This window comes from Bradyrhizobium archetypum, from assembly GCF_013114835.1.
Lineage (GTDB): Bacteria > Pseudomonadota > Alphaproteobacteria > Rhizobiales > Xanthobacteraceae > Bradyrhizobium > Bradyrhizobium archetypum.
Genome location: NZ_JAAVLW010000009.1, coordinates 68,235 through 81,188, shown reverse-complemented (window position 1 = coordinate 81,188; position 12,954 = coordinate 68,235). Strand labels below are relative to the sequence as shown.

Here is a 12,954-nt window from a genome sequence, read left to right as displayed (position 1 = left end):
TCAATGACGCTTGTTGCCCTCAGCGGATTGCGATCTGGCAACCGGATCGCCGTTGCCGGATAGGATCTGGGCCGCGCTGCCGATGCCGCGCCGGAACGCTTCATCAAATGTCACGCCGCGAATTTGCCAGCGGTGCGTCCGGCCGCGCCAGTCCATCTGCCACAGCGTGGCCCAGCCAAGCGCCTGGTCATCCCAGACCAGTCGTCCGACCAGGACAACTTCGCCGCCCTGCTCGGCCGCAATCGGCGCCAGTGCCGGGAATGGCGCGGTCCTGAGCTCCGCGCCGGTGATATTCGATTTCGCCAACATCGCCGTGCTCGGCAGCACGATATCCATCCCGCGCTTGTCCGCGGCGGCGAGCAGCGCGTCACGCTGCAGGTCGGACTGGGTTCCGTCCGAAGTGACGAGATAGTTTCTCGCGCCTTGCTCCATTTCGACAAAGACCGCGAGGCGCGGCCGATGTGAAAGCCAGGGCTTGAGGCCGAGCGTCTTGAGGATGTCGTCGATCTTGCTTTCCTCAAATTCGACCGTCAGGTCGTAGGGACGGTCGCGGGTGCCCTGCTCGTCACGGATCGGCTTGCCCGAGAACTGGTCGCGATAGCTGAATGCCCTGACAAGACTTTTTGCATTCGACTTGTAGGCTGCCAATCGCCGGTCACCGCTGAGCTTCTGCGCGCCGGAAGCCTTGATGAGGACATCTTCCAGGCACGCGGCAAAGCCGATCATGCGGTTCGCCTCGCGCTGGCCGGTCACGGTGACCTTGGTGCGGTAGAGCTCGCTTTCCGCCGCCACCGCCATGGCGCTGGCGCACCAGGTCAGGAAGACTGCCACAAATATCCTGACGATCACGCGGCCCACCCCGGCGCATCTCAAGACGAGCCGGCGTCTCGTCAAATGCAGACCAACCACGACCGCGTCTCCTGCGATTCCGCTTAAGGTGCTCTTCTCTTCGAACATTCGTCCGTTTTTGCGGAAACGCAACTTTCGGTGGGGCGCCCCAGCCAATTGATGGGAGGCGTGGCTAGGCTTTCGCGCGTTCGGCCGGCCGGCCTGCGCCCGACCACCTTCGCGGCGCAACATGCAAAATGAGACTACCGGTCAAGTTGCGGCCGGCGAAGCTGCACGCGCCGCCTCAGTGATCAGCTAGCTTTCTTCCCCGCGGTCCCGATGCATTCCAGTTGCACGACGCACAATGCGCATCGACCGCATGCGACTGTGAAAACGACCTCGGAATCAAGGCCTGACGATACAAGATCCAGCGATTTAAAGACCTGGCGATACAAGGGAGGGGTTCGATGTTTAGAAGCTGTGCGGGATTGGTCGCGCTGAGCACCCTGTTGCTTTCCAGCGCTGCCATAGCCCAAGAGAAGATCAAGGTCGGCGTCACCGCGACGCTCGAAGGCACTTACACGGTGCTCGGCGAGGACGGAATCCGTGGCCACCAGACGGCGATCAATACCTTCGGCAAGAAGGTTGGCGACAAGGAACTCGAATTCATCATCGCCTCCACCGATGCCACGCCCGACTCCGCCGTTCGCGCCGTGCGCAAGCTAATCGAGCAGGACAAGGTTCAGATCCTGCTTTCGCCGCTGTCCGGCGACGAAGGCATCGCGGTCAAGAACTTCGCCAAGACGCGCCCCGAACTGACCTTCATCAACGCCGCTTCCGGTGCACAGGAAACGACTTACGTCGATCCGTCACCAAACTTCTTCCGCTACAACATGGACGGCGCCCAGTGGCAGGTAGGTCTCGGCAAATACGCCTATGAGACCAAGGGATATCGGAAGATCGCCACGGTGGGCGAAGACTATTCGTTCATCTACACGCAGGTGTTCGGGCTCGTGCTCGAATTCTGCGGCGCCGGCGGACAGATCACCAACCGGCAATGGGTGCCGCTCGGCACCAAGGACTTCGCCTCCGTCATCGCCGCCCTGCCCGACGACGTCGATGCAATCTATCTCGGCCTTGGCGGCGCGGACGCCGTCAACTTCCTGAACCAGTATCAGCAGGCCGGCGGCAAGGCGCATCTGATGGGCGGCTCGATCATGGTCGACCAGACCATCCTCTCCGCCAAGGGCAACGCCAAGAATGCGCTGCTCGGCACCATTGCCGCGAGCGGCCAGGCCGATACCTGGGAGGATCCGGGCTGGCAGAAGTTCGTGAAGGCCTATCAGGACGCCTTCCCGCCGAACAAGCGGTTCCCGAGCCCCTCGCTGCTCGCCACCAATTATTACGGCTCGACGATGGCGCTCATCCTCGCGCTGCGTCAGGTCAACGGTGATCTCAGCAACAACCAGGCAAAATTCAAGGAAGCCCTCGCCAAGATCGAGCTCGACGCGCCCAACGGCAAGATCAAGCTCGACTCCAACCGCCAGGCCATCGGAACCAATTTCGTCACCGAAGTGGTCGATGACGGCAAGGGCGCGCTGTTCAGCAAGGTCGTGAAGGTGATCCCGAACGTGAACCAGACCTTGGGCTACGACCCGGCCGTGTTCTCCAAGATCGGCCTGCCGAGCCGAACGGTTCCGGAGTGCAAGAAGTACTGAGGTCTTCGCATGTGCGAACGGGCCCCGGCGCGGCGGGGGCCCGCAGCACGGCCGGCAGGACCTGATCTAGCCCTGATGTGTCTGCCCTTGCATTCTCGCGGCGGATGTTGAACGCTGGTTGAAAAAGACAAGAACATCCCGCGGGAGGGAAGGCATGAGCAAGGCGCTCGCCGTCTTCCACGGCCGGTTTGGTCGCGCGACGGTCTATCAGTTGAACCGCCCCTTCAACATGCATGCGCATCGCGAAGGGCATCTGATCTTTCATGTCGGCGGAACACCCGCGCGCATTGATGTGTGCGACGAGCGATGGCTGCTCGGCGAAGACTCCATTGTCGCCGTCAACCCTTGGGAACCACACAACTTTGTCCCGACCGACGTTGACAACGGCGCGATCTTCTTCGTCCTTTACGTCAACGCCGAATGGTTTGCCCCCGACGCCGCGCGGGCCCACTCCTTGCGGTTCGGCCGCACCTGCTTCAAGCGCACCGTTACCCTCGACAGACATATTCGGCGCACCGCAGCATTGGTCTGCGGTGCCCCCTCGCTGAGCAGCCTCGATTGCGAACTCCGGCAACTGATCGACAGTTGCTATGAGGAAAGCTGGCAGCGTTCCGAGCCGGTTCAGGAGACGCGCACCGCCACCGCCATCACCGACTTCCGCGTCCGCAAATCCATCAAGCTGATGTCCGAAAGCCCGGGCGCCGAGATCGAGCTGGACTCGATCGCGCGGGCCGCCGGCTTGTCGCGTCCGCACTTCTACCGGCTGTTCCGCACCCAGACCGGCGTCACGCCAAACCTCTATCTCAACACCCTCATCATGGAACAGGCATTGGACGCACTGGTCGCGACCGAGGTGCCGATCGCCGATATCGGCTTCGATCTCGGCTTCTCCTCACAGAGCGGTTTCACCCGCTTCTTTGCCGCCAATGTCGGAATGGCACCGACGGAATACCGCCGCGCCGCCAAAGTCTTGCGGCCGTAAGCGCGACCAGCGCGAAAAGATACTGACAATCAAGTGCAGGGTTCGCGACGCCGTTAGGATGGCCCAAAACGCGAGCCGAAACGGCCGCGGCGTCTGGGAGGACGGTATGGCGACGGCCGGGCTATTGCCGTGACGAGGTTCATCGAACGCCATCCGGCATGGGCACTGATCGCGCTGATCGCGGTCGCGCTGCTGCTGTGGCTGATCCTTGCCGTCTGGCCACCCGGCCTCGAGGAGGCGATCGGCCGGAAGCGGGTCTTTCTCAACGCCGTCCTCAACGGCATCACGCTCGGCGCCCTCTATTTCCTGGTGGCAAGCGGTTTCACCCTGATCTTCGGCCTGATGCGCAATGTCAATCTGGCGCACGGCTCGCTCTATCTGTTCGGCGGCTATGTCGGCTACGCCATCAGCGTCTGGACCGGTTCCTGGATCCTCGGCTTCATCATCGCCTTCGTCGCGGTGGCGCTGGTTGGCATCGTCCTGCAAATCGCCGTCTTCCGCCGCATGGAGGGGCAGGATCTGCGCCAGACCATGGTTACGATCGGGCTTTCGATCGTGTTCGCGGACCTGATGCTGTGGGCATTCGGCGGCGACTTCTATCAGATCCAGACGCCGAGCTGGCTGATCGGCCCGGTCGAACTGCCGCTCGTCACCGCGGTCAAATCATCGGGCGAAGCGGTCTACCTGCGCTATCCGCTGGTGCGGCTCGTGATCTTCGTCGCGGCGATCGTGATCGGAATCGTGATGTGGCTCGCGCTCAACCGCACCCGCGTCGGCATGATGGTGCGTGCCGGCGTCGATGACCGCGATATGCTCGCCGCCACCGGCGTCCCGATCCAGCTCGTCTTCGTTGCCGTGTTCGCGCTCGGCGCGGGGCTCGCCGGGATCGCGGGCGTCGTCGGAGGAACCTTTCAGTCGATCTCGCCCGGCGAGGATACCCGCTTTCTGCTCGCCTCCCTTGTCGTCGTCATTGTCGGCGGCATGGGATCGATCCCCGGCGCGGCGCTGGGCGCTGTGATCATCGGCCTCGCCGAGCAGCTCGGCTCCGTCTACATCCCGACCTACGCGATCGTGGTGACATTCCTCATCATGGTGCTGGTGCTGGCATTGCGGCCGCAGGGCCTCTTGGCGAGGCGCTGACATGTCGTTGGTTCAGGGCGCGCATCCTCAGACCAGCCAGCCGCCCGCCGCGCAGCGCGCAACGTTCATGACGCTGCCGGAATTCAACACGCCCGCGGCCTGGCTGGCGGCCGTGATCCTCGTGATCATGCCGCTCATTGCAAACGGCTTCTTCCTGATCGAGATCTTCGCGACGACCCTGATCCTCGGGACCATCGCCCTCAGCCTGATGTTTCTCGCCGGCTATGGCGGCATGGTCAGCCTGATGCAGCTCACCGTCGCCGGCTTTGCCGCCTACATGGTCGCAGTGTTCGGCATGAGCGCCAACACCAATATCAGCCTCGGCTGGCCGTGGTGGCTCGCCACGCCGACGGCCTTGCTGCTGGCGACGGTCTTCGGCACGCTCGGCGGCGCGCTCGCGGTGCGCACCGAGGGCATCTACACCATCATGATCACGCTCGCGATCGGCGCTGCGTTCTATTATTTCACCAACCAGAACTGGCCGATCTTCGGCGGCCACACCGGCATCAACACCGTCGCAACGCCGAAATTCTGGGGCGTCGACTGGCGCGCCGATATCCCGTTCTATTACGTCACGCTCGGCGTGGCGGCGTTCTGCTATTTCGCCGTTCAATACGTCTCGCGTGCGCCGTTCGGGCTTGCGCTGCAGGGCGTGCGCGATAATCCCCGCCGCATGGCGGCGCTCGGCTTCAATGTCAATGCGCACCGCGTGGCCGCCTACGCATTCGCGGCCTTTATCGCAGCCCTCGGCGGCGTGCTGCAGGTGTGGAACTACCGGCAGATTTCGCCGGGCTCGGTCAGCGTCGGCGCCTGCATCGATATCCTGATCATCGCCGTGGTCGGCGGCATCACCCGTCCCGTCGGCCCCTATATCGGCGCCTTCATCTTCGTCATCCTGCGTACCTTCGCGCTCGATCTGCTGGTCAAGTTCGGGCTCGACGGCAACCGCTTCCGGCTGCTGATCGGCCTCGGATTCCTCGCCATCGTGTTCTGGTCGTCGGACGGCGTGATCGGGCTGTGGGAGCGCTGGCGACGCCACACCGCCGCTCCAGAAAAAAGGGCCGCCAGAGGTCACGGCCATGGATAGCACCACGCCACGCTTTTCAGCCGTCGCTGCCGGCGCGGCGCTGGAGCTGCGCGGCGTCACGCGGCTGTTCGGCGCGCTTGCGGCGCTCACCGACGTCACCATCACAGTTCGCCCGGGCGAGCGCCGCGCCGTGCTCGGATCCAACGGCGCCGGCAAGACCACGCTGTTCAATTGCGTGACCGGCGACTTTCCCCCGTCGTCCGGCACCATCCGCTTCTTCGGCGAGGACATCACCCACTTCCCGCCCTATGAACGGATCAGGCGCGGTCTGCGCCGCACCTACCAGATATCGGCACTGTTTCCCGGCCTCACGGTGCGCGACAATGTCTATCTCGCCTGCCGCGGCGTTTCCCGCGGGCGGTTCTCTCCGCTGCGCCCGGGCACAAACGACGCCCTCATGAGCGCGGCGGAGACGCTGATCCAGGCAGTGCACTTGATGCCGGTGCGGGAGCAGCGGGTCTCCGAACTGGCGCACGGCCAGCAGCGGCAGCTCGAGATCGCGCTCGCGCTTGCCGGCGCGCCGCGCTTCATCCTGTTCGACGAACCGGCCGCGGGCCTCTCCCCCACCGAGCGGCGCGAGCTGATCGAAATCCTGACGTCGCTACCCGCTCACATCGGCTACATCATTATTGAGCACGACATGGACGTCGCGCTGCGCGTCGTCGAAAGCGTGACGATGATGCACAATGGACGCGTATTCAAGGAAGGCCTGCCGCACGAGATCGAAGCCGACCCCGAAGTGCAGGAGCTTTACCTGGGGGCCGGCCATGAGTGATATCCGCCGCTCCGCGCCCGCCCTCGAAGTCAGGGGTCTCGACGTCTATTACGGCCATTCCCATGCGCTGCAGGGCGTCGATCTCACCCTCGATTCAGGCGTGTTCTCGGTGGTCGGCCGCAACGGCATGGGCAAGACCACGCTGTGCAAGACCATTATGGGCTTGCTGCGGGCGAGCGGCGGTTCGGTTCGCGTTCGCGGCGAGGATATCACGCGCTTTAGCCCGACGCGGATCGCGCAAGCAGGCGTCGGCTATGTGCCGCAGGGGCGGCGGCTGTGGCGCTCGCTCAGCGTTGACGAGCATTTGCGGCTGGCCGCCGGGATGCGCCGCGGCACCTGGAGCATCGACCGGATCTACGAGACATTCCCCCGTCTGGCCGAACGCAAGGATCATGGCGGCGGCCAGCTCTCCGGCGGCGAGCAACAGATGCTGGCGATCTCGCGCGCGCTCCTGACCAATCCGCACCTTCTCATCATGGACGAGCCGACCGAAGGGCTCGCGCCAGTCATCGTCGCCCAGGTCGAAGACATGCTGGTGCGGCTTGCCGAAGACGGCGACATGTCGGTGCTGGTGATCGAGCAGAATATCGGGGTTGCCACCGCGATCTCGAAGAACGTCGCGATCATGGTCAATGGCCGCGTCAATCGCATCATCGATTCCGCACGCCTTGCCGCCGACCGCGAGCTGCAGCAGCGTCTGCTTGGTGTCGGCGTCCACGGCGCCGAGCCGGAAACGGACCTCGAAGCCGGCGATGCGAGCGCGGAAGCCAAGGGGCATCCAGCGCCGCCCCGCGCCCCGACCACGGCGCCGATCCGGATCTATATCTCCAACCCTACGCTGCCGACGCGTTGGTCGCAGCCGGCACCGATCGCACGCATCGAGGCTGCTGCGCGCACGCTCTCTGCTGGCGTGACGCGCATCGAAGATGTTGCCAGGCAGCGACGCCAGCCCGGCAGCGGCGTGCAAACCGCCTCCGGACCACCGGTTGTTCTCGTCGTCGGCACGCTCGATACCAAGGCGGAGGAGCTGCGCTTCATTCGCGACGTGATCGCCGGACAGGGCTTGCGGACTCGGTTGGTCGACGTGTCCACCAGTGGCAAGCTCGCCACTTGCGACGTTTCCGCCCAGGAAATCGCACTCAACCACGGGCGCGGCGGCGCAAGCGTGTTCGGCGCCGACCGCGGCGCGTCGGTGACGGCGATGGCGGACGCCTTCGCCAACTGGCTGCGCCGTCAGGGTAATGTCGAGGGCATCATCTCGGCCGGCGGTTCTGGCGGCGCCTCGCTGGTCGCGCCCGGCATGCGCGCCCTTCCCGTCGGCGTGCCGAAGCTGATCATCTCCTCGGTCGCGTCGGGTGATGTCGGTCCCTATGTCGGGCCTGCCGATATCGCGATGATGTATTCGGTAACCGACGTGCAGGGCCTCAACTCGATTTCGCGTGCCGTGCTGGCAAACGGCGCCAACGCCATCGCCGGCATGGTGAAGGCGCGGCTGGACAATCAAGGCGTGGCCGAGCGAACTGCGCCGGCCAGATTGCCCGCAGTCGGCATCACCATGTTCGGTGTGACGACGCCGGCCGTGCAGAAGATCGCCGCCGACCTGCGCAGCGATTTCGAATGCCTGGTCTTCCACGCCACCGGCGTCGGCGGCCGCTCGATGGAGAAGCTGGTCGATTCCGGTATGCTCGCCGCCGTCGTCGACCTCACCACGACCGAAGTCTGCGACCTCCTGATGGGCGGCGTGTTCCCGGCCACCGAGGACCGCTTCGGCGCGATCATCCGCACCCGCCTGCCCTTCATCGGCTCGGTCGGCGCACTCGACATGGTCAATTTCGGCGCGCCCGACACCATTCCCGAGCGCTATCACCAACGCAAGCTGCACGTTCACAATCCGCAGGTGACCTTGATGCGCACCACGGCGGAAGAGAACGATCGCATCGGGCGCTGGATCGGCGACAGGCTCAACCGGATGGATGGGCCGGTCCGCTTCTTCTTACCCGAAGGCGGGATCTCCGCGCTCGATGCGCCGGGGCAGCCGTTCTGGGATCCGGAAGCCGATGCTGCGCTCTACACCGCGCTGGAGCGCAGCGTGCGTCAGACCCGCAATCGCCAGCTCATTCGCATCAAGCGCCACATCAACGATCCCGAATTTGCATCCGCCATCGTCGCCGCGCTCCGTCCCCTGGTCGGACGGCCGGGGACCCGTCGGAAAGTTGCGAGGTGACCATGGCGAAGTTCGAACGCTCAGCGATCCTGAAGAAGTTTCGCAACATGGCCGCCAGGGGCGAGCCGATCGTAGGCGGCGGCGCCGGCACCGGCCTATCGGCCAAATGCGAGGAAGCCGGCGGCGTCGATTTGATCGTGATCTATAATTCCGGCCGCTACCGCATGGCCGGACGCGGCTCGTTGGCCGGGCTGATGCCCTATGGCGATGCCAACGCGATCGTGGTGGAGATGGCCGGCGAAGTGCTCCCGGTCGTCATGAAGACGCCGGTGCTGGCCGGCGTCAACGGCACCGACCCGTTCCGCGACATGGACCATTTCCTGGACGAGTTGAAGGCGCTCGGCTTTGCCGGCGTGCAGAACTTTCCGACGGTGGGGCTGATCGACGGCGTCTTCCGCGCCAATCTCGAGGAAACCGGAATGTCCTATGCGCTGGAGATCGACATGATCGCCAAGGCGCGTGACAAGGACATGTTGACCACGCCTTATGTGTTCAGCGAAAGCCAGGCTGCTGCCATGGCGATCGCCGGCGCCGACATCATCGTCTGCCATCTCGGCCTGACCACCGGTGGCGCGATCGGAGCGCATACCGCGCCAAAGCTCGAAGACTGCCCGGAACAGATCGATACCTGGGCCGCAGCGGCGCTCAGCGTCAATCCGGACATATTGGTGCTGGCTCATGGCGGCCCGATCGCCGAGCCTGACGATGCCGACTTCATCATGAAACACACGCGCAAGTGTCACGGCTTTTACGGCGCCTCCTCGATGGAGCGCCTGCCGGTGGAGCGCGCGCTCACGGAACAGGTTCGCAAATTCAAGGCGATCGGCGCGCGATAACGCCGAGAGCAAAGGGAGGAGAAGATGTCGGGGACTCTGGTTGGCGAATTGATTCTCTGGCTGATCGTCGCGGTCGTCGTGATCGCCATCGTCGTCTACATCGTGAACTGGCTCTATCACCGTTCGTCGAAGGAAGTATCCTTCGTCCGAACCGGTCTTTTGGGCGAGCGCGTGGTGATCAACGGCGGCGCCTTCGTGCTGCCGTTCATTCACGACTACACGCCCGTCAACATGAACGTGCTGCCGATGGGGATCGTACGGTCGCAGCATGATGCCGTCATCACCCGCGACCGCATGCGCGTCGACATCGAGGCCGATTTTTACGTGCGCGTGCAGCCGACGCGCGAGGCGGTCGCGATTGCCGCCGCCACGCTCGGACGGCGCACACTCGAACCGGGGCAGTTGCATGCCCTGCTCTCCGGCAAGTTCGTCTCCGCGATCCGCTCCGTCGCCGCCGAAATGACCATGGAGCAGATGCATGAGCAGCGCGGCGAGTATGTCGCTCGCGTCAAGGCCGCCGCCGCCGAGGCGCTGGCGCAGAACGGCCTCGAGCTCGAATCCGTCGCCATCACCGATCTCGATCAGACCGATCTCGAATATTTCAACCCGTCGAATCGGTTCGATGCCGAAGGTCTGACCCGCCTGATGGAGGACATCGAGGCCAGGCGCAAGCTGCGCAATGACATCGAGCAGGATTCGATGATCAAGATCCGCACCCGCAACCTCGAAGCCGAGCGGCAGGCGCTGGAGATCGAGCGCGAGAGCGAGACTGCCCGCCTCGAACAGGAACGCGACATCGAAATGCGCCGGGCGCTGCAACGCACGGAGGTGGCGCGCGAGCGTGCGTTGCGCGAGACCGAGGCCGAACAGGCGCAGATCACCGCCCGCGAAGCCATCGAGAAAGCCCGCATCGCCAACGAGCTTGCGATCGCCGAAGCCCGCATCGCCTCCGAGCGCGAGACCAGGCACCGCGAGATCGAGCGCACGCGCGCGGTCGAAGAAAAGGAACTATTGGCCCGCGAGGAAATCGAGAAGGCAAAAATCGCCAATCAGCGCGCGGTCGATACGGCCCGCATCGCCTCCGAGCGCGAAGTGCGGCAGCGCGACATCGAGCGTACGCGAACGGTCGAGGAAGCCGAGATCGCGGCGCGTGAAGCGGTCGAGAAGGCGCGCATCCAGCAGGATCGCGCCGTCACTGACGCGCGGATCGCCAATGAGGAGGAAACCCGACGGCGCGAGATCGAGCGCACCCGCGCGGTCGAGGAAGCGGAAATCGCGGCCCGCGAGGCCACCGAAAAGGCCCGCATCGCCCAGACCACGATAGTCAATCTCGAGCGCATCGCCTCCGACGAGCGCACCCGCGCGCTGGAGATTGCGCAGGTTCGCACCATCCAGGAAGCGGAGATCGAGGCGCAGAAGGCGGTGGAAGCCGCACGGATCGCGCGGGAGCGGACGCTCGCGGCCGAGCGGATCGGCGCCGAGCACACCACGCGCAAGCTGGAGATCGAGCGAAACCAGGCGTTGGAAGTCGCAGGGATCACGGCGCGAGAGACCACCGAAGCCTCCCGCATCGCCCAGGAAGAGCGCATCCGCTCGCTCGAAATCGCGCGCAACCGTGCCGTCGAGGAGGCCGACATCGCCTCGCGCGAAGCGATCGAAGCCGCACGCATTGCCCAGGAGAAGGCCGTCGCCGCCCAGCGCATTCGGTCCGAAAGGGAAACCAGGGCACTTGAGATCGAGCGCACCGAAGCCATCGAGGCCGCCGAGCTCAAGCGGCGCGATGCTATCGAGCGGCGCCGCGTCGAAGTTGAACTGGCTCTCGAAGCAGAACGGATCGCTTCGTCGAGGACCCGCGAGGTGCTCAATATCGACCAGAAGAAGGCGGTCGAAATCGCCGACGAGGACCGCGTGATCGCGCTCGCCGCCAAGCGCTCCGAGCGCATCGATGCCGACCGGCAGGTCAAGCAGGCCGAGATCAACGCGCGCAAGGAAGTCGAGACCACCGATGTCTCGCGCGAGCAGGCGCTCGAGGCCGCACGGCTGGCGCGTCGGCGCGCGATCGAGCAGCTCGAAGTCGCGTGCGTCCAGGCTTTGCAGGAGGCCGAGATCGCGTCCCGCGAGGAAGTCGAGCGTGCCCGCATCGCCTCCGACCGCGGCCTCGACGAAGCCCGCATCGGCCGCGAGCGCGATCTGCGCAGGCTGGAAGTCAACCGCGAGAAAGACGTCGAGACGGCGCTGATGGAGAAGGCGATCGCGCTCTATCAGAAGTCGCTGGAGGAATCCGCCGCCAAGGTAGCGGCCGAGGACGCGCGTGTCCGGGCGACCGAAGCGGCCGAACGTGTCGTTACTGCCCGCGAAAGCGAGATCGCCAAACGACGCAAGACCGTCGAGGTGCTGCTTGCCGAGAAGCAGGCCGAGGAGACCAGGATCGCGGCCGAGGCGGAGCGCGTGCGCGCCGCCGTCGAAGCCGAAGCGCAGCGGCTGCTCAACGAAGCCGAGAACGTGCTCACCGACCAGGCGCGCTACTCGCTGTTCCGCCGCAAGCTGCTTGATCGCATCGAGGGCATCGTGCGCGAGAGCGTCAAGCCGATGGAGAAGATCGAGGGTATCCGTATCCTTCAGGTCGACGGCCTCAACGGCAATGGCGGCGGAAACGGCGCCGGTCGCAGCGCCACCGACGAGGTGATCGATTCAGCGCTGCGCTACCGGGTGCAGGCGCCGCTGATCGACTCGATTCTCTCCGATATCGGCGTCGAGGGCGGCAGCCTCGCCAAGATGCCTGGCCTCATCCGCGAGGCGCGCGACATGCAGGGCATCAAGGATTCGGCCCGCAAGGCCGGTCCCGGCAAACCCGATGCGCCTCCCCCAGCCCCCGGCGAGCCACCTGCCGAACGCGGACCACGCAAGAAGGGTTGAGATCACGCCATGGCCCGCGTCTACGTCTCCACCGTCGTCAACGCCCGCAACGACCGCGTCTGGGCGCGCCTGCGCGACTTCAACGGCCTGCCGAACTGGCATCCCGCGATTGCTGAGAGCCGGATCGAGGGCGGCGAGCCCGCGGACAAGATCGGCTGCGTGCGCGATTTTCGCCTGCGCAACGGCGACCGCATCCGCGAAAAGCTGCTCGGGCTCTCCGATTACGACATGTTCTGCACCTACTCGATCCTGGAATCGCCGATGGGGGTGGAGAACTACGTCGCGACGCTGCGGCTGACGCCGGTCACCGATGGCGACCAGACTTTTCTGGAATGGACCGCCGAGTTCGACTGCGCGCCGGAGCGCGAAAACGAGCTTGTCAACAATATCGGAAGCGGCGTGTTTCAGGGCGGTTTCGATGCGCTGAAGCGCGCCTTCGGAGGCTAGC

At 64.9% G+C, this 12,954-nt stretch carries 10 protein-coding genes; 9 read left to right on the top strand and 1 reads right to left on the bottom strand.

The window, feature by feature from the left end:
- On the bottom strand, positions 1-849 hold the full coding sequence (locus HCN50_RS27160; protein WP_311968225.1) for a DUF2066 domain-containing protein: 849 nt from the start codon (positions 847-849) through the stop codon (positions 1-3).
- 446 nt (positions 850-1,295) lie between these two features.
- Here HCN50_RS27160 and HCN50_RS27155 point away from each other — a divergent pair, with 446 nt between their 5' ends.
- The 9 genes from HCN50_RS27155 to HCN50_RS27115 all read left to right on the top strand — a co-directional run bounded on the left by HCN50_RS27155 (position 1,296) and on the right by HCN50_RS27115 (position 12,953).
- The gene (locus tag HCN50_RS27155; protein WP_171712968.1) at positions 1,296-2,546 is read left to right on the top strand and encodes an ABC transporter substrate-binding protein; all 1,251 of its coding nucleotides are present in this window, start codon (positions 1,296-1,298) and stop codon (positions 2,544-2,546) included.
- 154 nt (positions 2,547-2,700) lie between these two features.
- Positions 2,701-3,528, top strand: a complete 828-nt coding sequence (locus tag HCN50_RS27150) for a helix-turn-helix transcriptional regulator (RefSeq protein ID WP_171712967.1) — start codon at positions 2,701-2,703, stop codon at positions 3,526-3,528.
- A gap of 129 nt (positions 3,529-3,657) precedes the next feature.
- Entirely contained in the window at positions 3,658-4,668 is a 1,011-nt protein-coding gene (locus HCN50_RS27145; RefSeq protein WP_171712966.1) for a branched-chain amino acid ABC transporter permease, read from the top strand.
- A 1-nt stretch (position 4,669) separates the two neighbouring features.
- The gene (locus HCN50_RS27140; protein WP_171712965.1) at positions 4,670-5,755 is read left to right on the top strand and encodes a branched-chain amino acid ABC transporter permease; all 1,086 of its coding nucleotides are present in this window, start codon (positions 4,670-4,672) and stop codon (positions 5,753-5,755) included.
- Complete coding sequence (locus HCN50_RS27135; protein ID WP_171712964.1) at positions 5,748-6,530, top strand: ABC transporter ATP-binding protein; 783 nt, start codon at positions 5,748-5,750, stop codon at positions 6,528-6,530. Before HCN50_RS27140 ends, HCN50_RS27135 begins: the two co-directional genes overlap by 8 nt.
- A complete protein-coding gene (locus HCN50_RS27130) occupies positions 6,523-8,754 on the top strand; it encodes an ABC transporter permease (protein WP_171712963.1) in 2,232 nt (743 codons plus the stop codon). Before HCN50_RS27135 ends, HCN50_RS27130 begins: the two co-directional genes overlap by 8 nt.
- A 2-nt stretch (positions 8,755-8,756) precedes the next feature.
- Positions 8,757-9,590 carry a phosphoenolpyruvate hydrolase family protein gene (locus tag HCN50_RS27125; protein WP_171712962.1) on the top strand — a complete coding sequence of 278 codons (834 nt, stop codon included), beginning with the start codon at positions 8,757-8,759 and terminating at the stop codon, positions 9,588-9,590.
- A gap of 24 nt (positions 9,591-9,614) precedes the next feature.
- Positions 9,615-12,506 (top strand): flotillin family protein, encoded by a 2,892-nt coding sequence (locus HCN50_RS27120; RefSeq protein ID WP_171712961.1) that lies wholly within the window; start codon positions 9,615-9,617, stop codon positions 12,504-12,506.
- Between the two features lie 9 nt (positions 12,507-12,515).
- Positions 12,516-12,953: an SRPBCC family protein gene (locus HCN50_RS27115; RefSeq protein WP_171712960.1), complete on the top strand. Its 438-nt coding sequence runs from the start codon at positions 12,516-12,518 to the stop codon at positions 12,951-12,953.
- Position 12,954 lies beyond the last annotated feature (1 nt).

Coding starts and splice junctions, on each gene's coding strand:
- HCN50_RS27155 (WP_171712968.1), top strand. CDS start 1,296: ATGTTTAGAAGCTGTGCGGGATTGGTCGCGCTGAGCACCCTGTTGCTT.
- HCN50_RS27150 (WP_171712967.1), top strand. CDS start 2,701: ATGAGCAAGGCGCTCGCCGTCTTCCACGGCCGGTTTGGTCGCGCGACG.
- HCN50_RS27140 (WP_171712965.1), top strand. CDS start 4,670: ATGTCGTTGGTTCAGGGCGCGCATCCTCAGACCAGCCAGCCGCCCGCC.
- HCN50_RS27135 (WP_171712964.1), top strand. CDS start 5,748: ATGGATAGCACCACGCCACGCTTTTCAGCCGTCGCTGCCGGCGCGGCG.
- HCN50_RS27130 (WP_171712963.1), top strand. CDS start 6,523: ATGAGTGATATCCGCCGCTCCGCGCCCGCCCTCGAAGTCAGGGGTCTC.
- HCN50_RS27125 (WP_171712962.1), top strand. CDS start 8,757: ATGGCGAAGTTCGAACGCTCAGCGATCCTGAAGAAGTTTCGCAACATG.
- HCN50_RS27120 (WP_171712961.1), top strand. CDS start 9,615: ATGTCGGGGACTCTGGTTGGCGAATTGATTCTCTGGCTGATCGTCGCG.
- HCN50_RS27115 (WP_171712960.1), top strand. CDS start 12,516: ATGGCCCGCGTCTACGTCTCCACCGTCGTCAACGCCCGCAACGACCGC.